Here is a 21,232-nt window from a genome sequence, read left to right as displayed (position 1 = left end):
GATATCACTCATAACTTTCTTACCTCTTCTTTCAACTGCCTGATAGCTTTTTCCGCATCTCCTTCCTTCTCGTTGAGCAGCGTGACGAAGCGGCTGCCGATGATGGCACCGGATGAATGGGTGCAGGCGGCATCGAATGTCTGCTTGTTGCTGATGCCGAAGCCTACCATGCGTGGATTGCGCAGGTTCATATCTTTTATCTTCTTAAAGTAGGCTTGCTTCCGGGTGTCGAAGTCTTTCTGGGCACCGGTGGTGGCGGCACTGGACACCAGATAGATGAAGCCGTCGGTGTGGGCGTCTATTTCGCGGACGCGGGCTTCGCTGGTTTCGGGGGTGATGAGCATGATGACACGGATGTCATACTTCGAGGCGATGGCTTTGTAACTCTTTTCGTAATCGCGGAAAGGGAGGTCGGGAATGATGACGCCGTCGATGCCGCATTCCACGCACTTCTGGCAGAAGGCTTCGAAGCCGAACTGCATGATGGGATTGAGGTATCCCATAAGGACAAGCGGGATGCGGACATCGCGACGGATGTCGCGCAATTGTTCGAAAAGCAGACGGAGGGACATGCCGTTGTGCAGGGCGCGGGTGGCGGCATTCTGGATGACAATGCCGTCGGCCATGGGGTCACTGAACGGAATTCCGATTTCAATCATGCTGACTCCGTTTCTTTCGAGGGCACGGATAACGTCGGCAGTACCGTCGAGGTTGGGACAGCCTGCACAAAAGTAAATGGACAGCAGATTCTTGGGGCTGTCCTGGAAAAGTTGGTTAATGCGGTTCAACATACTATTTACAATTTTACAATTTACTATTTACTATTTGGCTGCGCAATATATGCTGCATGTTACGATTTACAATTTTACAATTTACTATTTACTATTTGGCTGCGCAATGTACGCCGCATGGCAAATTGTACATTGTACATGGTAAATCGTAAATCGTCAAATAGTAAACCCATCGAGTTCTTTCAGGAAGTTTGAGATGCGTTCCACATCCTTTATTCCCGGTGCCGTTTCGAAACGGCTGTTGATATCGATACCTGCGAAATAGGGGTGGCGGAACTCCCGCAGGGCTTTTACGCTGTAGGGGTTGATGCCGCCGCTGAGCAGGAACGAGGTGGGACCGTTGTAGCGGTGCAGGAGGTTCCAGTCGAACTGGTTGCCGGAACCGCCGTACTGCGGGGTCTTGGTGTCGAAGAGGTAATAGTCGCACAGACCATTGTAGGCAGATACGGAAAGCAGGTCCTTGGGCAGCAAGATAGAGAAAGCCTTGATGAGGTGCAGGCCTGCATTGCGCAGGGAACGGCAGTACTCGGGAGCTTCATTGCCATGCAGCTGGATGTAGTCCAGGCTGAAACGGTCGGCATACATCAGGATGTTTTCCTTACTTTCGTTGACAAAGACACCGACACGCTTGGCGCAGGCTGGCAGATACCCGGGCATCTGGCACAGACAACGGGGAGATTTTGGGTAGAAGATGAAACCAATCATATCTACACCTTGCAGTTCTACATTGCGGATGTTTTCTGCTTCGGTCATTCCGCATACTTTGATGAGAGGAGACATTTTATTTACGATTTACAATTTACGATTTACAATTTGGCTGCGCGATGTAACGCTGTATGAGAGACTTTTGTATTTACAATTATCAACTTTCAATTATCAACTTTCAACTTTTAATTATCAATTAAGAGACTGGCTTGGATGAACTCTTTCAGGGTTTCGCCCGGATTGGCTGTTTTCATGAAGGTTTCGCCGATGAGGAAACCGCGGAAGCCGGCGGCACGCAGGCGGCAGATGGCTTCGGGGTCGGAGATGCCGCTTTCGGAGACAAGGAGCGGGGATGCCGGTCCGTGGGTGGCTTCGCGCAGTTGCCGGGCTATCCGGAAGGAGTTCTCCACATCGGTGACGAAAGAGCCGAGGTTGCGGTTGTTGACACCGACCATGTCGACCTCCTTATTTATATAGGAGAGTTCCGAAGGGCTGTGGATTTCGAGCAATACCTCCAGCCCGAGTTCGTGGGCTTGGGTGGTGAGGGTGCTGCACTGCTCCGGACTGAGGCAGGCGGCAATGAGCAGTACGGCGTCGGCACCTACGATGCAGGCTTGCAGAAGCTGGTACTCGTCGATGATGAAGTCCTTGCGCAGAATGGGGATGCGGACGAGCGGACGGGCCGTGCGGATGTCGCGCAGCGTACCGCCGAAGAACTTCTCATCCGTCAGGATGGAGAGGGCGGCGGCGCCGGCGGCTTCGTAGGAGGCGGGTATTTCCTCTGCTTGGGCAGCCTCGTTTATCCAGCCTTTAGAGGGTGAACGGCGTTTGAACTCGGAGATGATTCCTGTAGAAGAAGCGGCAAGGGCCTGCTTCATGCTGCGGTGGTGGGCCGCATTCTCCCGGATGATGATTCCGGCCTGCTCCTGCAACTGTTCCGGAGAGACGGTCTGCTTCTGCAGTTCAATCTCTGTTTGCTTATGGGCGATGATTTCGGACAGTATATCTTTCATTGCTTCATTTATTAATCTCGATAAATTTTTTCAGTGTCGCCAGCGCCCGTCCGCTATCCAGTGATTCGCGTGCGATGGCGATGCACTCTTCAATCTCTTTCTGCGGCTCCATCACCTGGATGGCAAAGGCGGCGTTGACAATGACGCATTGCGTTTGTGCAGGTGTGGCATGCCCCGTAAGGATATTGTCGAAGATGCGGGCGGCATCTTCCTTGCATGCGCCGCCGAAGAGTTCTTCGGGACGGGCATCCTTGAAGCCGAGAGCCTGCGGACGGTAGATGCGCTCGTAGTTGCGGGTCATCACCTTGAACTCGTCCGTTAGGGAGATTTCGTCGTAGCTGTCGAGGCTGTTGACCACGGCAAAGTCAATGCCGAGTTTATAGAATACGTTGGTGTATAGGCGCATCTGCGAGAGGTCTGCCACACCGAGCAGCTGGTATGCCGGACAGCATGGATTCACCAACGGGCCGAGCAGATTGAACAAGGTGCGTACTCCCAGCGTCTTGCGTACGGGACCGACAAACTTCATCGCCGGATTGAAAAGCTGGGCATGAAGGTAGGCGATGTTGCACTCCTCCATGCTGCGTTTCAGTGTGTCGGGGTTGTTGGTGAAGCGTACGCCGTGCTGCTCGATGACATTGCTGGCTCCGCTCACGGAAGTGGCTCCGTAGTTGCCGTGCTTGGCAACCTTGTAGCCGGCGCCCGCCACCACGAAACAAGCGCAGGTGGAGATGTTGAAGGTGTTCTTTCCGTCGCCTCCCGTACCCACAATGTCGATGGGGCGATAGGGGGCGAAGTCGATGGGGAGGCGTGTCTCCATCAGTGCTTCGCGGAAACCGATAAGCTCGTCCACAGTGATGCTTCGCATCTGGAAGGCAGTGAGCAAGGCTGCTATCTGCGCCTCAGGATACATTTCCTTGGTGATGTTGAGGAGGATTTGTTTGGTTTCCTCCGACGTAAGCTCTTCGTGGTTGAAGAGACGGGTGAGTATTGCTTTCATCTTTTTATTTACGATTTGACGATTTACGATTTGACGATTGAATTTACTCTTTTTCTGAAGTGCCTCATTTGAAAAGCCAGTTTTTTACGATTGTTTTTCCGTCGGGTGTCAGTACGGATTCCGGATGGAACTGAATGCCGTGTATGTCATATTCCCGATGTTTCAGCGCCATGATTTGTCCTTCGGGGCTGATGGCGGTAATGGCCAGCGCTTCGGGAAAGTCCTTCGTATCCACTACCCAGGAGTGGTATCGTCCGACGGGAATCCTATTGGGTAAACCGCAGAAGATATAGTCTTCTTCGAGAGAAATACCTTCATAATCCTTTCCCCCCAATCCTTCATCACTAATCCCCAATCCTTCATCACTAATCCCTAATCCTTCCTCCCTCGTCCCTAATCCCTCACTCCTAATCCTTATCTCCGTCTGTACCCCATGGAATACCTCTTCCAGATTGACCAGCTTTCCGCCAAACACTTGTCCTATGGCTTGTTCGCCCAGGCAGACGCCAAGTATGGGTTTCCGTCCGGCATAGGTGCGGATGACATCCAGCAACAGTCCGGCTTCCTCGGGGACACCGGGGCCGGGTGAGAGGATGATTTTATCGTATGGCTCCAATTCTTCGAGCCGGAATTTATCGTTGCGCAGCACATCCACTTCTGCGCCAAGCTCTTTCACCAGATGGGCAAGGTTGTAGGTGAAGGAGTCGTAATTGTCTATGATAACTGTTTTCATCTTTTGTATTTACAATCTATTTTATTTACTATTTGACGATTTACGATGTACGATTGAAGTTACTTTATTTACGATGTACGATTTGGCTGCGCAATGTACGCCGCATGGCAAATCGTACATCGTAAATCGTCAAATCGTACATAAACTCACATTTTTTCTGCCATCTCAATCGCCTTTTTCAGTGCGCCGAGCTTGTTGTTCACTTCTTGCAGTTCGTACTCGTCGTTGCTCTTGGCTACGATACCGCCGCCTGCCTGGAACCAGAGGACACCGTTGCGGCTGACAAAAGTACGAATCGTAATCGCCTGGTTCAGCGAGCCGTTCAGTCCGATGAAACCGATGCAGCCGCCGTAGGCTCCACGGTTGTGCGGTTCCAGCTGGCTGATGAGTTGCATGGCGCGTACCTTGGGGGCGCCGCTCAGGGTACCGGCAGGGAAGGTGTCGATGAAGGCCTTGACGGGGTCGGCCTCTTCGCGGAGCGTTCCGCTGACACGGCTGACGAGGTGGATGACATGGCTGTAATACTGCATCTCCTTATAGAAGTCCACCTTTACATCGCGGCAGTTGCGGGAGAGGTCGTTGCGGGCAAGGTCCACCAGCATCACGTGTTCGGCGTTCTCTTTGGGGTCGTCGTGCAGGTACCGGGCATTGAGGGCGTCCTGCTCTGCATCGCCGGTGCGCTTCGTGGTTCCGGCAATGGGGTCGATGTAGGCATGGCGGCCTTCGATGCGGCAATGGGTTTCGGGAGACGAGCCGAAAATGCGGAAGCCCCCGAAGTCGAAATAGAACAGATAGGGAGAAGGGTTGATGCTGCGCAGGGCACGGTAGAGCTTGAAGTCATCGCCTGTGAAACGCTGCTCGAATCGGCGGGAGAGGACTATCTGGAAAACGTCGCCGCGCAGACAGTGGGCGATGCCGCGGCGGATATTCGCCTTGTGCTCCTCGTCCGTAAGTGGGGAGGTGGTGGGGCCGACGGCGCGGAAATCGTAGGCGGTGTAGTTGCGGTTATGGATGGCCTTCTGCACCTGGTCCAGTTCGCTGGTCTCGCCGGGAGCCAGCATCTCGAGGAGCAGCATCTCATTCTTGAAATCGTTGAAGACGATGAGGTACTTATATAATATGTACAGCATGTCCGGCGCATCGTTGGTAGCTTCGCGGCTGTCCTTCACGGGGATATTCTCGAAGTAGCGGACAGCATTGAAGGAGGTGTATCCGTAGAGTCCGCAGTAATTGCTGTATTCGCCCTCCACGCGGAAGCGGGCGCGGAAATCGTTCAAGGCATTCTCCACCCGGTATGCATCGGTTATGGGATGCTCTTCGCGGCTGTCGTCCGGCAGGCGGAAGATAGCCGTGCCGTGGTCTATGCTGACACTAGCCAGCGGACACAGAGCGATGAACGAACGGTTGTTCTCACTGCCGTGATAGTCGGAACTCTCCATAAGTGCGCTCTGCGGAAAGATGTCACGCACCTTCAGATACGTGCTCACCGGCGTATGCAAGTCACCGAGCATGGTGCGGCTGATTGTTTTATAATCATATTGTTTCATTGTATCTTGTATTTTATTTCATTGTATCTCGTATTTTCAAATAACTCATCACTTATAACTCATCACTTATAACTCATCACTCATCACTCAAATACGTCTCTATATCCTTATCCCCCCGTCCCGACACCGTCAGCACCACCACGTCCGTTGGCTTGAACTTCATCTTCTCCAGCGCACCCAGTGCGTGGGCACTTTCCAATGCGGGGATGATGCCTTCGAGCCGGGTCAGTTCGTAGGCGGCGCGGATGGCTTCATCGTCGTTGACGGCGAGGACGATGGCACGTTTCTGCTTGGCAAGGTTGGCGTGCATGGGGCCGATGCCCGGATAGTCCAGTCCGGCAGAGATGGAATAGGGCTCTTCTATCTGTCCGTCCTCGTTCTGGATGACGTAGGTGCGCGAGCCGTGGATGATGCCCATCTTGCCGAGGGCGATGGTGGCGGCTGTCATTCCCGTTTCAATGCCTTTTCCTCCGGCTTCGGCGAGGACGATTTGCACGTGCGGGTCGTTGACGTAGTGATAGATGGTGCCGGCTGCATTGCTTCCTCCGCCTACGCAGGCGATGAGGTAGTCGGGGCATTCGCGTCCCTCGTGTTCAAGGAGCTGCTTCCTTATTTCTTCGCTGATGACAGACTGCAGGCGTGCCACCATGTCGGGGTACGGATGCGGGCCGACGGTGGACCCTATCACGTAGTAGGTGTCCGACGGATGGCAGCACCAGTCGCGGATGGCTTCGTTGGTGGCGTCCTTCAACGTCATATTACCACTGGTGACGGGAACGACGGTGGCGCCGAGCATCTTCATCTTCTCCACATTGACGCGCTGGCGCTCTACGTCGGTCTTACCCATGTAGACGATGCATTCCATGTTCATCAAGGCGCAGACGGTGGCTGTGGCCACACCGTGCTGTCCGGCTCCGGTTTCGGCGATGATGCGGCGCTTGCCCATGCGGCGTGCCAGCAACACCTGCCCGATGCTGTTGTTGATTTTGTGGGCACCGGTGTGGTTCAGGTCTTCACGCTTGAGGTAAATCCGGCAACCGTACTTCTCGGACAAGCGGTGTGCCAAGTAGAGTGGGGAAGGGCGTCCCACGTAGTCGCGCAGCAACTGGTCGTATTCACGCTTGAAGTCCTCACTTTGCAGCACCTTGAGGTAGGTGTTCTGCAACTCTTCTACACATTTGTGGAGGATTTCGGGAACGTATGCCCCGCCGAACTCTCCGTAATAACCTTCTTTGTCAACTAAGAAATTCATCATGTTATTTACTATTTGACGATTTACTATTTACTATTTCAGAAATCAAAACGCATTATTGCTTAAACGAAAAAAGCCCCGTCGCTTGGTGCGACAGGGCTCTTTTTGTTTTTTACTATATATTACATATATACATACGAGCGCTGCTCCCTTACGACTGTCGGAGTTGTAACGGGTGCCACCACCAATATGTATTTACTAACATTGTTTTCATTGACTTTTTTTGTTTTATCGGGGGCAAAGACAGTGCAAACCGAATGTATAATAAAATGAACTTGTTCATTTTTTATGCTGAGGTGCAGCCTGTCTTCGTTTTCGCGACAAATATAAGCACTTTGTTTTAACTGCCAAAATAAATATGACTTTTTTTCTGGATAAGAACATTTTTCTTGAAATATTGTTCTTATAAGTGTAGTAAAAACGAATATTCATTCAAAAAAAGAAAGGAACAAACTATGAATAGAAAACATTTAGTTGCCATAGGCGTGGTTATTGCTGTACTGTTGTTATTATACTGGCTTTTTGTGGCCGAAGATATGAATGCCTGGCTGAATGTAAACTGATTTTTCGGGATTTTCGTGTGGAGTTATTCGGATAAAGATGTATCTTCGCAAAAAAACATAGACTCATGAAAGGATTAAGTTATTCATTTTTGCGTGCTATATGTGCGCTGGTTATCGGTTTGGTGCTGGTGATGTTTCCCGACCAGGCGGGTGATTACTTTGTGATTACGATAGGTGTCATTTTCCTGGTGCCTTCGCTTATCAGCATCATAGGCTACTTTGCACAGAGCACGGAGATGCGCAGCCGTTTCCCTATCGAGGGAGTGGGCAGCCTGCTGTTTGGCTTGTGGCTGATTATCATGCCCGGTTTCTTTGCCGATTTGCTGACATTTGTATTGGGATTTATCCTGGTGATGGGAGGAGTGCAACAGATTGCCTCGCTTTCCGCTGCCCGTCGCTGGATGCCGGTACCGGGAGGTTTTTATGTGGTTCCGGTATTGATTCTGCTTGCCGGCTTGGTTGCGCTGTTCAATCCTACGGGAGTACGCTCCACGGCATTTATCATTATCGGTATCAGCAGTCTGGTCTATGCGGCTTCGGAACTGCTGAACTGGTTCAAGTTTACGCGTCGCCGCCCGAAGACACCGGATGCTTCAGTAAAGGCAGTGGACGATATTGAGGATGCACAAATTATAGAATAAAAAAACAGACCATCTGTTGAGGTAGAACAGATGGTCTGTCAGGAGTAAACGGATGGTCTGTTCATGCCACACGGACCATCCGTTTTTATTGTTTCAACCATTCATTTATCAGCTCCATCACTTGCTTCTTTTCCTCTTCGGGCAGTGTGCCGATGCGTGCCCGATGGCTTCCGCCGGGCTCGACGAATACATGGATGTTCTTTTTACCTTTCAGCCAGGTCACTCCGGCAGCTGTCCACGGGTCGTTCTGTCCGTAGATGAATATCATTTTCGGGTCATTCTCTTTCAGGAACTTCGTGATTTTCTTGCTTAGGGTCTTGTCGAAGGGCATGTCTTTCAGCTCTTCGGGGAGCATGAGGCGGTGCAGGTAATCCTTGCTCGATTGGATGGAAAGATACTTCTTGAAAGGCTTCGTATCGTAGCCGTAATAGCCCAGTTCGTGGGCGGCCTGCACGAAGAATGAGGCTGTGGGACTGTCGGCAATGAAGTAGTCGGGATTACTGATGTCGAGCAGATGGGCAAATATCTCATCGTCCGAGGCCGTGGTGGCAGGGATGCTGCTGACGGGAGTTCCCCACTGCCAAAGGGCAAAAGAATACTCCAGCACGCAATAGTCGTATATCTCTTCAACGGGCGCACGGAACTTGAGTCCTTTTTCATTGCAATATTTCTCAAAGCGGGGGAGCAGTGCGGCTTTCCGTTTCAACACTTCCAACTGGAAGTCCTCAATCCGTTTGCGGTCCTCCGGAGTAGACACTTTCCTGAGGAAAGGCTCGTGGCGTCCGTCTTCCGCCCCGTAGCAGAGCGGAGCTACATAAGGCACGGAAATATCCACATCGTCCGGATAGAAAGTGCGGTAGAGCAGGGTAGTCTGCCCGCCCTTGCTGATGCCGGTCGCAATCCATTTGCCGGGATAGATGCTTTTAAAGGCGTTGCGGACGGCGTGCAGGTCGTCGGCAGAATTCTCGGCGGTGAGGTATTGCCAGTCTTTGGGCTCAGGGGTGGGATTCCAGGAAATAACGGTATTCCACAAAAATCATGTTGGCATCGAGCAGCTCGGAAAGTTCCTCGCGATACTTGGGATTGAGGGCATAGGCGGCTCCATAGCCTTCGGTTACAATCACCGTGGGACGGTCGAAGCCGACGTGGGAGACAATCACACGTTGGCGGAAACTGCCCTTTTCGGGACGACAGTGGTCCAACGGCTGGGTGAAATAGGTTACATACTTCTCGGAGAACCGGGTGGACTCCAACGGACGGGTTTCCGTAATGGCGGAAATCCGACCCAGTTTTTGCTGCAGATCGGTTTGTGCCGGGGCAGCAGCCGAAACGAACAGCAAGGCAAACAGCAGGAACGCTGCATAGCAGTTACGTAAATTCTTCATGATGACAGGATTGTTTTATCTGACGGGCAAAGATAGGTTATTTCTCGCTTACCGCCAACAGTTGGCATGGACGAAAAAAAGAGAGAGAACTGCCTCGCGGCACCTCTCCCCCCTGCAAACTTAAAACAACCAACAAAAGAATGAGATAGGGATTAAGGATTCATCCTTCATCCTCCATTTTTCATCTTATAAACAGTAACTCGCGATATTTGGGCAACGTCCACATCTGATTGTCGACGATGAGTTCCAGCTTGTCGATGTGGTAACGGATTTCCTCCATCATCGGTACGATGTTGTCGTGGTAGGCGATGGCTTTTTCACGTTCACTCTCAATTTTGTTGGCCACTTTGCGCGCCTCGATCATGGCATCCACATGCTCCTTGATGAAGGCGGTGCGGTCGGCAATCTCTTCGATGAGTTCCAGATTCTTGGCAGACAGTTTTGCAGCCTTCTCTGCGGGGAACAGGTCTTTCATCTTGTAGACGTTGTCAATCAAATCCGACTGATACTGTGTAGCTACGGGGATAATGTGGTTCATGGCCAAATCTCCGAGCACGCGGGCTTCAATCTGTATTTTCTTGGTGTACATTTCCCATTTCACCTCGTTACGGGCTTCCAGTTCCTTCTTCGTCATGACACCGATGGACTCGAACATCCGGATGCTCTCCGGTTTCAGGTAGTTGTCGAAGATGACGGGAACACTTGTCTCGCAGTCCAGACCGCGGCGGGCTGCTTCGGCTTTCCATTCATCGCTGTAACCGTTGCCGTCAAAGTGGATGGGTTTGCAGACTTTGATGTACCGGCGGATGACTTCGAGGATGGCGGAGATTTTCGGCTCCCCCTTTTCAATCAGTTCGTCCACATCTTTCTTGAATTCCACCAACTGCTCGGCAAGGGCGGAGTTCAGCGCAATCATGGCACTGGCGCAGTTGGCTTCGGAACCCACGGCGCGGAACTCGAAGCGGTTGCCGGTGAAGGCGAACGGGCTGGTGCGGTTGCGGTCGGTATTGTCTATCATCAGTTCCGGAATCTGCGGGATGTCCAGCTTCATGCCTTGCTTGCCGCTGAGGCTGACGAGGTCGTCCTTGGTGCTCTCTTCGATGTGTTCCAGCACCTGGCTCAACTGCTTGCCCAGGAAGGAAGAGATGATGGCCGGAGGCGCTTCGTTGGCACCCAGCCGGTGGGCGTTCGTCGCACTGGAGATGGAGGCTTTCAGCAATCCGTTGTGACGGTATACGGCCATCAGCGTATTCACTACGAAGGTGATGAAACGCAGGTTCTCTTCGGGCAGTTTGCCGGGTGCGTGGAGCAGGATACCGGTGTCCGTACCCAGCGACCAGTTATTATGCTTGCCGCTACCGTTGACACCCTTGAAGGGCTTTTCGTGCAGCAGTACGCGGAAACCGTGGTTACGTGCCACTTTACGCATCAAGGCCATGATGAGCATGTTGTGGTCTACCGCCAGGTTGCATTCCTCGAAGACGGGAGCCAGCTCGAACTGGTTGGGAGCCACTTCGTTGTGACGGGTCTTGACGGGGATGCCGAGTTTCAGCGCTTCGATTTCCAGTTCCTTCATGAAAGCGGCCACACGGCTGGGGATGGCCCCGAAGTAGTGGTCTTCCAGCTGCTGGTTCTTGGCGCTGTCATGGCCCATCAGCGTGCGTCCGGTCATCAGCAGGTCGGGGCGTGCGGCGTACAACCCTTCGTCAACCAGAAAATATTCCTGCTCCCAGCCCAGATAGGCAACCACTTTCTTTACTTCCGGATTGAAATAGTGGCATACGTCGACGGCAGCCTTGTCTACGGCACGCAGGGCTTTCAGCAACGGTGCCTTGTAGTCCAGAGACTCACCGGTATAGGCGATGAAAATAGTCGGGATGCAGAGCGTGTCGTCTACGATGAATGCCGGGGAGGAGGGGTCCCATGCCGAGTAGCCACGTGCCTCGAACGTATTGCGGATACCGCCGTTCGGGAAACTGGAAGCGTCCGGTTCCTGCTGCACGAGCAGTTTGCCGGTGAATTCCTCCATCACGCCGCCTTTGCCGTCGTGTTCCACAAAAGCATCGTGCTTTTCGGCAGTACCTTCGGTCAGCGGATGAAACCAGTGCGTATAGTGGGTCGCCCCCATTTCAACCGCCCATTTCTTCATACCTGCGGCAACCTCGTCGGCTATGCTGCGGTCCAGCGGAGCTCCGTTGTCAATCACATCCGTCAGTTTGGCATACACCTTGCTCGGCAGATAGCGGAACATCTTCTCCTTGTTGAATACATACTTGGCAAAATACTCTGACGGACGTTCCGCCGGGACTGCCACTGCAACGGGTTTCTTCTTGAACGCCGTCTCTACTACTCTGAATCTCAATTTTGACATAATACCTTAGAGTTGTAATTGTTGGTTTAATAAAATATAAAATCATTATGCACCGTAGGCAGACTCGCCGTGTTCGTAAATGTCGAGTCCTTCTTCCTCCACACGTTTGGAAACGCGGAGGCCGTGGATTTTGTCGAGTCCTTTGAAGATGATGAATCCCATGCCTGCTGCCCATGCGCCTACTACGAGTGCACCGAATACCTGCGCTCCGAGAAAGCTCCAGCCTGCACCGTAAAACAGTCCCTCACTGGTGGAAAACAGTCCGGTGAGGATGGTTCCCGTGAAACCGCAGACGCCGTGTACGGAACTGGCCCCTACGGGGTCGTCAATTTTCAGTGTCCGGTCGATGAATTCCACCGAATAAATCATCAGGATGCCGCAGATGGTGCCGATGATTACCGCCCCGAAGGGAGAAACCATGTCACAACCGGCCGTGATGCCTACCAATCCGGCCAGAATGCCATTCAGTGTCAGAGACAAGGAGGGTTTGCCATATTTCATCCAGCTTACCGCCAATGCAAAGAAACCGCCTGCGCAGGCTGCCAGATTGGTGGTGAGGAATACATGCGAGATGGCCCTTGCATCGTCCGTAGTGGCTGCTGCCAACTGTGAACCGGGGTTGAAGCCGAACCATCCGAACCAAAGGATGAATACACCCAGTGCCGCAATCGTGAGGTTATGTCCCGGAATGGCTCTTGACTTGCCGTCTTTGCCGTATTTCCCGATGCGCGGGCCGAGGATGGCCGCACCTACCAGGGCAATCCAGCCGCCTACGGAGTGGACGATGGTGGAACCTGCGAAGTCATGGAAAGTTGTTCCGAATGTTTCCATCATGAAGGAACCTGCCTCACCGTTCATCAGCCAGCCGCCGCCCCAAGTCCAGTGACCGGAAACGGGATAAATCAGCACACTGATGAAGATGGTGTAAACCAGGTACATGGAGAATTTGGTACGTTCTGCCATAGCGCCGGACACGATGGTGGCAGCCGTTGCGCAGAATACAGTCTGGAATACCAGGAAACCTTCCGTGGGAAGCCCGCCTCCGTCGTAGAACGAGAGGTCGAAGAAATGGGGCATTCCTATGAATCCGCCTGCACCGAACATCAGTCCGAAACCGATGAACCAGTAGAGCAGGCTGCCAAACATGAAGTCAACGAAGTTCTTCATCAGGATATTGGCCGTATTTTTTACTCTGGTGAAACCGGCTTCGACCAGTGCAAAGCCCGGCTGCATGAAGAATACCAGCATGGCTGCAAGCAGCATCCATACAGTGTTCAGTCCGTTGGTCAGTTCACTTAAAATAAGTTTATCCATAATTTCTTGTTGCTTTTAGTTGTATTGTATTTTCTTGGTTGTGGTTTGTAGCTGCCCGTTATCTTTCTTGTTCGGCATTGTAGAGTGCGATGTCGCCTCTCTCTGCAGTACGTATGCGTATGGCATCCTCAATGGGGATGACGAAGATACGTCCGTCGCCGATTTCACCGGTTTGTGCAGATTTGATGATGGCTTGTACGGTCTTTTCCGCATTCTTGTCGCGCACCACGATGGAGATAAGGATGCGCTCGATGGAACTGGTGTCGTACATGACACCACGGTAGATACGGGCTTGTCTGGATTTCCCGATGCCCCGTACATCATAATAGGAGAACCATTCGATGTCCGCTTCGAGCAGCGCGTCCTTCACGTCCTCGAACTTGGTCTTTCGGATAATAGCTTCAATCTTTTTCATACCTTAAATAATTTACGATTAGACAATTTACGATTTACTATTTGCCTTTCGGTGTGTGTAAATCATAGGTTTTTCATCTTAGAAACTTAGTCCGACTACGAAATAGGCACCTTCAGACCTTGGATTCCAGGTTGCTTTGGCAAACAACGGGAGGGAGAAGGAATCGGTGATTTTGATGTCTTTTGATACTCCCAGGCTGACGTCGCATACGGCAAATCCGTTGGCTCCATAGAAGTCCGTGGCCCAAGGGGTAGCGCCTATCTCGGCCGTCCAGTCCAGACCGCCCAGTGTGAAGGGAGCTGCCACGGAGATGTAGGATGAATAAGCACGGTCACCGTCTTTGTCAACACCGTCGTCGCCTGCAAAGTTGGTGTACCAGTTTACGGCTACGGGGCCGAAATCATAGCCGATTTGCGCTTCGAACAGATGTGAGTTGGCAGCATTGTGTGCACCGTACTGGAAGTATTTGGCTGTCACCCCATCTCCGGTCACATTGTACCAGTAGTCCGTCACCGATACGCTGAAGCCTCCGGTTGAATATCCCAGTATGAGGTCGAACTCTTTCGTGTCCGAACTCTCGATGCCTACGGAGCCCCAAGCTCCCAGAGAGAAACCTTTGTAGGCGATGGATGCGCTCGGCTGGAGGCTTACCCCTCCCAAATCCTGGCCACGCCACACGTAACCGCTTACGAGGTCGACGCCTGCCGACGCTTCCACTTTATCCTGAGCCTTTGCCGTGAAAGGCATTGCCATTGATAACAGCGCCATTGCCATTATTCCCCATTTTACACTTTTTGTTTTCATACCTTTTTACCTTTAAGTTTAGAAAAATTCCGGATGATCAGTCCGACTCGATTATAGCAAGTACCTCGCTAATTCAATTGTTTTTTTATTTCAGCCACTTCCGGATGCGCTTCATGGCTTCCACGCAGTCTTCGTGCTTGCCGAAGGCCGTCAGCCGGATATATCCTTCACCGCTGGGGCCGAAACCTACACCCGGTGTGCCCACTACATTGGCTTCGTACAGCATTTGTTCGAAGAACCGCCAGGAGCTTGTTCCGTCGGGCGTTTTCAGCCAGATGTAAGGAGCGTTCACACCGCCGTAGACTTTCAGCCCGGCCGCTTCAAGGCCCTGCTTCATGGTCCGGGCATTGTCCATATAATAATCTATCGTTTCCTTTATCTGCCGCTGTCCCTCCGGTGTGTAGATGGCTTCTGCCGCCCGCTGGGTGATGTAGCTGGTACCGTTGAACTTGGTAGATTGGCGGCGGTTCCAGAGCTTGTTCAGTGGGATGCGTTCGCCTTCCAGCGTGGCGGCAGTGAGTTCTTTCGGCACAACGGTGTAGCCACAGCGTACTCCCGTGAATCCGGCAGTCTTCGAGAAGCTGCGGAACTCGATGGCGCATTTCTTCGCTCCCTTTATCTCATAGATGGAGTGGGGCACGTCGTCTTCGCGGATGAAGGCTTCGTAGGCGGCATCGAACAGAATCAGCGTGTCGTTGGCGAGCGCATAGTCCACCCATTTCTTCAGCTCGGGCTTGGTCAGGGTGGTGCCCGTGGGGTTGTTGGGGTAGCAGAGGTAGACGATGTCGATGCGCTTGTCTGGAATCTCCGGGATGAAGTCGTTCTCGGCGGTACAAGGCATGTAGGTGACGTTGCTCCACTGGCCGTTTTCCTCCAGTACTCCGGCACGTCCGCACATCACGTTGCTGTCTATATAGACCGGATAAATAGGGTCGGTCACTCCCACGCTGTTGTCGTGGCGGAGAATGTCGCCGATGTTTCCCGTGTCGCTCTTTGCTCCGTCGTTCACGAAGACTTCCGTAGGACCGAAATGGATGCCTCGCGGAAGGTAATCGTGCTTGAGGATGGCTTCTATCAGGAAGTCGTATCCCTGCTCGGGACCATATCCACGGAATGTCCGTGCGTCAGCCATCTCCTCCACTGCCTTGTGCATCGCTTCGATGCAGACCGGTGGCAGTGGCCGGGTAACGTCTCCGATACCCAGACGGATGACCTCTTGCTTGGGATGTGTTATCCTGAAAGTATTTACCTTCTTGGCTATGTCTGAAAACAGATAACTGCCCGGTAGCTTTAAAAAATGTTCGTTTACTAATGCCATAATCTTTTCTTGGTTGATAGTTGGTGGTTAGTCAATTAATTCAATTTTGCCGTCGAATACTTTGGTGGCTTCTCCCGTCATCAGTACATGCCTGGTGGCGATGTCCCATCGGATGGTGAGTGAGCCTCCGTCCATGATGATGATGGATTCCCTTCCTGCGCGTCCGGTGAGGAAGGCTGCCACGGCGGTGGCACAAGCTCCGGTTCCGCAGGCTTGGGTGATGCCCGAGCCTCGTTCCCAGACACGCATCCTTATTTTTCCTTCTCCCAATATCTGGGCAAATTCTACATTGATGCGTCCGGGGAAGAGAGGGTGATTCTCCAGTTTGGGACCGATGACTGTAAGGTCGATGGCTTCAATATCATTGACAAAGATTACCAGATGCGGGTTTCCCATGGATACGGTGGTCCCTACATATCGTTCTCCGTCCACTTCGATGGGCTGTTCTTTCATCGGTTTGGCTCCTTTGCCGTCGTAGTCTGCCGGTTCGTCGGCAGGTATGCCCATGTCTACGGTTACAGAGTTGACCTTTCCGTCTGCCAAGTGCAGGTTTAGCATCCTTATACCTGACAGTGTATCGAGTGCGATTTCTGTTTTGGAGGTCAGTCCGTAGTCAAAAAGATATTTTCCGATGCAGCGGCTTGCATTGCCGCACATCCGGGCCTCCGAGCCGTCGGCATTGAATATCCGCATGCTGAAATCGGCCTTGTCCGAAGAACCGATAAGTACCAGACCGTCACTTCCAATTCCCGTATGCGGTGCACTCCATGCCCTCGCAAGTTCTTCCGGATGGCTGATAGGATATTGGGTCGTATCTACATAAATGTAGTCGTTTCCGGCACCGTGCATCTTGGTGAATTTTATAGCTCTTGTCATTTTGTCCTTTATCGGTTGGTTAATATATCCTTTTGTTTTATTTCGATGCAAATATACGACGTTTTGTTTTATAATTAACTGTAAGGCATATCTATTTTCTATTATTTTTAGCGAAACTTTCATTCAATGAGAATATCTACTGTCAGGCTTTCAATTTAAAAGCATATGGCTTTGTTTTTATATAAATTGTAATCCATGTGAAAGTTTAGTTTGATTCAAAATAAGAAAAAAGATTTTTTATAGGGCTAATTGCTATCTTTTTGAAAACAATAAACCGCTCCATTGCGGACATAATGAAGCGGTTTGTTTGGTTTTTGTTTCTAAATGTATAAGGAGCGGCTATTTTTTCTTTAAAATTTCTTCCAGCACTACCGGCTCATTGGTTGTAATGAAATCTACTCCTTGGCTGATGAGCCATTCCATGTCTTTGGCTTCGTTTACGGTCCAGGCGTTTACTTTCATGCCGAGGTCGTGGCATTCCTTTATCCATTCAGGATGTTTTTGGAAGACACTGAAGTGATAGTCGGGACCGGCACAACCCCATGCTTTCAACTCCTTGGGGGTAAGGTCACCGGTCAGGTAGTAGACGGGGGTGCCTTTGGGTGCCAGACGGATAAACTCCTTGGTGGCATGTTGGGAGAAGGTGATATATTCCGTACGGTCCTCCAGTCCTTTGTCCTTTATCATTTTTACGATACCCTCTACGGCTCGTGTTTCCTGTTCGGGGGTCTTGTGGGCTTTCAGTTCGAGGATAAGGCGGGTTTTCAGGCTTTTTGCCTTGTCCAGATACTGTTGCAGGGTAGGGAGTTGTTCGCCGTTGTCCAGTTGTACGGCGGTGCATACCTTGGCTGTGGCATCTTGCATAGTCACGCCTTTAAAGGTGGCGTCATGATTGACAACCAGCTGATTGTCTGTGGTGAGCCAAACGTCGAACTCGGAGCCGTAGCAGTGGATAGAATCAGCCTTTACAAGTGCGGCAAGGGAGTTCTGGGCCGAGCCGTCCGTAGTCCAGAAACCACGGTGGGCAATGACTTCCTGGGCCTGGATAGTGCCGCATGCAGCAAAGAGCAGGGCGGAAGCAAAAAATAGTTTTTTCAGATTCATAATGATTAGGGTGTTTTGTTATGGACACAAAGATAAGTATTATATTTCTTTTATTAAATCTAACCTCTGAGTAATTTCAGTATGTACTTTCCAGGCATCACGATACGGGCTTTCAGTTGGGGTGAGCTGTTCAACTCGTATAGGATTTTCCAGATTTTCCCTCCCAGTTTTCCAAAATCCGTCAGTCTCAGGATGGCATTCAAATCGTGTATGTCGGTTACTTTCTGCCTTGCCAGTTCTTCCATTAGGCCTTGGTAATTATGCGTCTGTCTGTTGAGCGTGTACTCCGGTGGAGTCAGAAGAATCTCCTCCTTCCTTCTTCCCGTCTCCCCTTGGGGAGATAGAGAGGGGTTTTCTTTATTCTCTTTATTTAGTTTATTTGCTAAAGCGCTGCTTGTCTTGGCATCCCTGATTCTCTGCTGGTTAACCAGTCCACCGCGACGTCCGGCTTCCTTTTTAGCTTCTTGTTGGGCGTCCCATGGCTCCATGCGGCGGCTTAGTCCGGGGGATGAGAAGCTTGTCTCGTTCACCTCGAACAGCGCATAGTCATAGATGATTCGCTTCAGTGTGGCAGTTGTCACCCTTGCTTTTTGTGCCAGTATGGGAATCACTTTCAGGCTGGCTTTATATTCGTTCTGCAATCTGAGGAATTCGAGCACTGTCCAGTAAATGCCATATCCTTTCATACCTTCTTCTTGTATCATAATCATTAATTTTAGGTTGCTGCCGGCATTGGCATCATGTAGTAAATAAGCCTCCATAGCTTTTGATATTGGTGTTTTTTTGTTAGTTTACTATCGGTCTCCATTCCATAAAGTTCTCAATCAGAAAAGTCCGCCAGCCTTGTTGTTCCGCGTCCCAATAGGCTACGTGAGCTTTAATGCTTGTCATGTCATGTTTCTTTTTGAAGTCGCTTTCGTAGGAAACAAGGGTTCCTCTTCCCATGTAGAAGCTGCCGTCCTGCTTTCGGTAGGCTATCAATGCATATCCGTATCGCATGTATTCCAATAGGGAATTTATGCGTTGTGCCATCCATTGTACAGACTCCATGCTCAATGTCGTGTTTTCCGTAATCCGTTTTTCCCATAGCTTTTTTGCTTTTTCTGTTTTGGATACAAATTTCTCCTCAAATTCAGTTTTTTCTTTTCCCATTTTTTATGTTTTTAGGGTTAGTAAATGTATGATAATCAGCAATGAAAAAGGGCTACTCCTTTCAGTACGGATGGCTACGCCCTTGCCTTGTTGAGGCTACACCATCCGACAAGAAAGGTGTAGCCCTTCTGTCCGGTTGCTGACGGCGGCAAAATTACTGCCTTTCCAGGTACTGAACTATCAGTGATTTATCCTTACATCATATCCGTATGGGTCAATCAGTGTGGTGTCTTCCTGTTTTATGATGGCCCATACCTTCTCCAATTCGGTGATTATCGTACTGTAAGTCAAAGGCTTTTGCTCTCCTCTGGTTCTCTTTGTGAAGTTTTCGGAAGCAACGAATAGTTTGGCTATATCTGTAATTTTCTTGATATTTGTTCCTTCAAAATAGCCTGATTTAAAGGCTCTTAAGTAACCTACATAAACATGGGTCTGGTCTCCGTAGTAAACCCGTTCTGACAATAGATTTTCGTTCACTATGGAGCAGTGCTCTTTGACTTTTGTTACTTTTATTTTCTGTGTATCAGATTGATACGACATGCTTCTCTGTTCGTTACTGTTGAGATGCTTCTTTTTTTGAGTTCTTTCATTTGTGTAATTCTTCGTTCGTTTAACTGTTTTTTATTCTGGTTAAAAAATGCGAAAGTATAAAAAGTGAGGGAGAAATAAGGGGATTTTGGAGGGAAATGTGAAGGGTGAGTTGTAAATGGTTGATATATAAGATGATATGCTGTTTTAAAAACGTACGTTTAATGAACGCAAAGATAGAGACGTTTTTTGTAATGGCAAAATGTTTGATAGAAAAATGTTCCTAATAATAAATAATGATAAGTATATTGCATTGAATTTCAGTAGTATATGCAATATATGTAATCAGTTAAAATCTTCTTATTTTTAGCTCTTTGAGTATGTCTTGTATAAGTTCGAAATAGGTGTTTTTTAAACGTACGATTAAAAAACGCTTTTTTGTTTCTAATACGTTCGTTTATAGTCTCTTACCAAAAGGTAATGAACAACCGCAGAGAATCTGTTGACAAGAAGAGCATAGTGCTTGTCAAACTTCCCATAAAATGCTCGCAAGTGATTGAACTACAGTTCTGTAATAGTAGTTCAAAGCCCCCAAGGAATACCTTTTTCTAAGTAAAATTAGCAAGAATAGAAATGGATAAAGAGACCGAAGTTTGGTTTGCCATGCGTGCCACATACCGCAGGGAGCTTGAGGCTATGCATCTTCTCGAAAAGGCAAATCTTGGCTGTTTCATTCCCATGCAATATAAGATAAGTATCCGTAGGGGCAGGAAAGTCCGTGCTTTGGTTCCCGTCATCCGTAACCTGGTTTTTGTCCATGCACGTCCTTCCGAAGTACAGCGATTTAAATCTCAAATTACTTATTTGCAATATATCACCGATACCCGTAGCGGTCGGAAAATAGTCATTCCCGACCATGATATGCAGCGTTTCATAGCCGTCGCCGGTACCTACAATGACCATCTTCTCTATTTCCAACCCGAAGAACTGAATCTCTCCAAAGGTACGAAAGTCCGTATCACCGGTGGCGACTTCGAGGGTCAAGAAGGTGTTTTTCTAAAAGTAAAAGGTGCCCGTGATCGTCGCGTAGTGATTGCTATACAAGGTATCATTGCCGTTGCCATGGCGACCATCCATCCAGACCTCATTGAAGTAATCCGCTAGTCTTTAATTTATAATTACTACTCATGTCTCTTTTAGAAGAAGCACTCCTCCTTCAGCGTGCCGCGCACGATCTGATGTATTTGGGTATGGACGGTAGTCCTATCTATAGCGATGATTTGTCTCGTCGTAACAGCGAAGTCTATCGCTTGACCACAACTTTGTATAATTCCGGCACCTGGGGCACCACGGTGGAGGAGCAGGCAAATGTCTGTCTTGCTCTCTTGAAGGGGTATAGTGCCTCGTTCATTGACCATGGTGAAAAACTACAGCATGTGCAGGAGGTATTGAGGCGTTGCTGGGATACCCTTGATTCCCTTCCTTCCTCTTTGCTGAAACTCCGCTTGCTTACGGCTTGTTATGGAGAGGTTTTCGATGAGCCTTTGGCCGACGAAGGCCGTTCTATCATTGCTTCTTGGAGTGTTGCATCACTGACTGCCGAGCAGCAGGAAGCAGTTGACGAGTTTCAGAATGTGGTGGATAATCCTTATCCATGGGAGGAAATGGAATAAAAATGTATAAATAGGATTTCTCTTTGAAGAAAAAACGTATATTTGCA

The 21,232-nt window shown here is 50.2% G+C and carries 20 protein-coding genes and 1 pseudogene; 3 read left to right on the top strand and 18 right to left on the bottom strand.

What is annotated here, in order from left to right:
• Positions 1-8: 8 nt before the first annotated feature.
• From trpA to trpB, 7 genes are all read right to left on the bottom strand, one after another.
• A complete protein-coding gene (gene trpA / locus JXR92_RS14005; RefSeq protein ID WP_131225275.1) occupies positions 9-791 on the bottom strand; it encodes a tryptophan synthase subunit alpha in 783 nt (260 codons plus the stop codon).
• A 156-nt stretch (positions 792-947) separates the two neighbouring features.
• Positions 948-1,571 carry a phosphoribosylanthranilate isomerase gene (locus JXR92_RS14000; protein ID WP_138345968.1) on the bottom strand — a complete coding sequence of 208 codons (624 nt, stop codon included), beginning with the start codon at positions 1,569-1,571 and terminating at the stop codon, positions 948-950.
• Positions 1,572-1,681: 110 nt separating this feature from the next.
• A complete protein-coding gene (gene trpC, locus JXR92_RS13995; RefSeq protein WP_138345966.1) occupies positions 1,682-2,509 on the bottom strand; it encodes an indole-3-glycerol phosphate synthase TrpC in 828 nt (275 codons plus the stop codon).
• 4 nt (positions 2,510-2,513) lie between these two features.
• A complete protein-coding gene (gene trpD / locus JXR92_RS13990; RefSeq protein WP_005837316.1) occupies positions 2,514-3,509 on the bottom strand; it encodes an anthranilate phosphoribosyltransferase in 996 nt (331 codons plus the stop codon).
• Positions 3,510-3,573: 64 nt separating this feature from the next.
• Positions 3,574-4,242 (bottom strand): anthranilate synthase component II, encoded by a 669-nt coding sequence (locus JXR92_RS13985; protein WP_138345964.1) that lies wholly within the window; start codon positions 4,240-4,242, stop codon positions 3,574-3,576.
• Between the two features lie 146 nt (positions 4,243-4,388).
• A complete protein-coding gene (locus tag JXR92_RS13980) occupies positions 4,389-5,789 on the bottom strand; it encodes an anthranilate synthase component I family protein (protein ID WP_117601341.1) in 1,401 nt (466 codons plus the stop codon).
• A 76-nt stretch (positions 5,790-5,865) separates the two neighbouring features.
• Complete coding sequence (gene trpB, locus JXR92_RS13975) at positions 5,866-7,041, bottom strand: tryptophan synthase subunit beta (protein WP_171030456.1); 1,176 nt, start codon at positions 7,039-7,041, stop codon at positions 5,866-5,868.
• Between the two features lie 628 nt (positions 7,042-7,669).
• Between trpB and JXR92_RS13970 the strand changes: the two genes are divergently transcribed.
• Positions 7,670-8,245 (top strand): HdeD family acid-resistance protein, encoded by a 576-nt coding sequence (locus tag JXR92_RS13970; protein WP_005827537.1) that lies wholly within the window; start codon positions 7,670-7,672, stop codon positions 8,243-8,245.
• Positions 8,246-8,330: 85 nt separating this feature from the next.
• Here the strand turns inward: JXR92_RS13970 and JXR92_RS13965 are convergent.
• From JXR92_RS13965 to JXR92_RS13915, 11 genes and pseudogenes are all read right to left on the bottom strand, one after another.
• A pseudogene (locus JXR92_RS13965) lies at positions 8,331-9,630 on the bottom strand (S28 family serine protease).
• 181 nt (positions 9,631-9,811) lie between these two features.
• Entirely contained in the window at positions 9,812-12,001 is a 2,190-nt protein-coding gene (locus tag JXR92_RS13960; protein ID WP_005837309.1) for a glutamine synthetase III family protein, read from the bottom strand.
• Positions 12,002-12,046: 45 nt separating this feature from the next.
• Positions 12,047-13,315: an ammonium transporter gene (locus JXR92_RS13955; RefSeq protein WP_005837308.1), complete on the bottom strand. Its 1,269-nt coding sequence runs from the start codon at positions 13,313-13,315 to the stop codon at positions 12,047-12,049.
• Positions 13,316-13,373: 58 nt separating this feature from the next.
• On the bottom strand, positions 13,374-13,730 hold the full coding sequence (locus JXR92_RS13950; RefSeq protein WP_005827548.1) for a P-II family nitrogen regulator: 357 nt from the start codon (positions 13,728-13,730) through the stop codon (positions 13,374-13,376).
• 78 nt (positions 13,731-13,808) lie between these two features.
• Complete coding sequence (locus tag JXR92_RS13945; protein WP_005837306.1) at positions 13,809-14,534, bottom strand: hypothetical protein; 726 nt, start codon at positions 14,532-14,534, stop codon at positions 13,809-13,811.
• A gap of 85 nt (positions 14,535-14,619) precedes the next feature.
• On the bottom strand, positions 14,620-15,852 hold the full coding sequence (locus JXR92_RS13940) for an LL-diaminopimelate aminotransferase (protein WP_138345962.1): 1,233 nt from the start codon (positions 15,850-15,852) through the stop codon (positions 14,620-14,622).
• A gap of 27 nt (positions 15,853-15,879) precedes the next feature.
• Positions 15,880-16,728: a diaminopimelate epimerase gene (gene dapF / locus JXR92_RS13935; RefSeq protein ID WP_005827555.1), complete on the bottom strand. Its 849-nt coding sequence runs from the start codon at positions 16,726-16,728 to the stop codon at positions 15,880-15,882.
• A 339-nt stretch (positions 16,729-17,067) separates the two neighbouring features.
• Positions 17,068-17,832 (bottom strand): glycerophosphodiester phosphodiesterase family protein, encoded by a 765-nt coding sequence (locus JXR92_RS13930; protein ID WP_005837303.1) that lies wholly within the window; start codon positions 17,830-17,832, stop codon positions 17,068-17,070.
• A gap of 59 nt (positions 17,833-17,891) precedes the next feature.
• The gene (locus JXR92_RS13925; protein WP_005827562.1) at positions 17,892-18,593 is read right to left on the bottom strand and encodes a Lin1244/Lin1753 domain-containing protein; all 702 of its coding nucleotides are present in this window, start codon (positions 18,591-18,593) and stop codon (positions 17,892-17,894) included.
• A 25-nt stretch (positions 18,594-18,618) separates the two neighbouring features.
• Complete coding sequence (locus JXR92_RS13920; protein ID WP_008664384.1) at positions 18,619-18,984, bottom strand: SH3 beta-barrel fold-containing protein; 366 nt, start codon at positions 18,982-18,984, stop codon at positions 18,619-18,621.
• 180 nt (positions 18,985-19,164) lie between these two features.
• Positions 19,165-19,524: a hypothetical protein gene (locus tag JXR92_RS13915; protein ID WP_057097873.1), complete on the bottom strand. Its 360-nt coding sequence runs from the start codon at positions 19,522-19,524 to the stop codon at positions 19,165-19,167.
• Between the two features lie 615 nt (positions 19,525-20,139).
• Between JXR92_RS13915 and JXR92_RS13910 the strand changes: the two genes are divergently transcribed.
• On the top strand, positions 20,140-20,676 hold the full coding sequence (locus tag JXR92_RS13910) for a UpxY family transcription antiterminator (RefSeq protein WP_057097874.1): 537 nt from the start codon (positions 20,140-20,142) through the stop codon (positions 20,674-20,676).
• Between the two features lie 23 nt (positions 20,677-20,699).
• Positions 20,700-21,185, top strand: a complete 486-nt coding sequence (locus tag JXR92_RS13905) for a UpxZ family transcription anti-terminator antagonist (RefSeq protein WP_057097875.1) — start codon at positions 20,700-20,702, stop codon at positions 21,183-21,185.
• Positions 21,186-21,232 lie beyond the last annotated feature (47 nt).

Origin of the sequence: Bacteroides parvus (assembly GCF_017309675.2) — a bacterium.
Lineage (GTDB): Bacteria > Bacteroidota > Bacteroidia > Bacteroidales > Bacteroidaceae > Bacteroides > Bacteroides uniformis.
The sequence above is the reverse complement of the archived record's forward strand: the minus strand, read 5'-3'. Positions and strand labels throughout refer to the sequence as shown.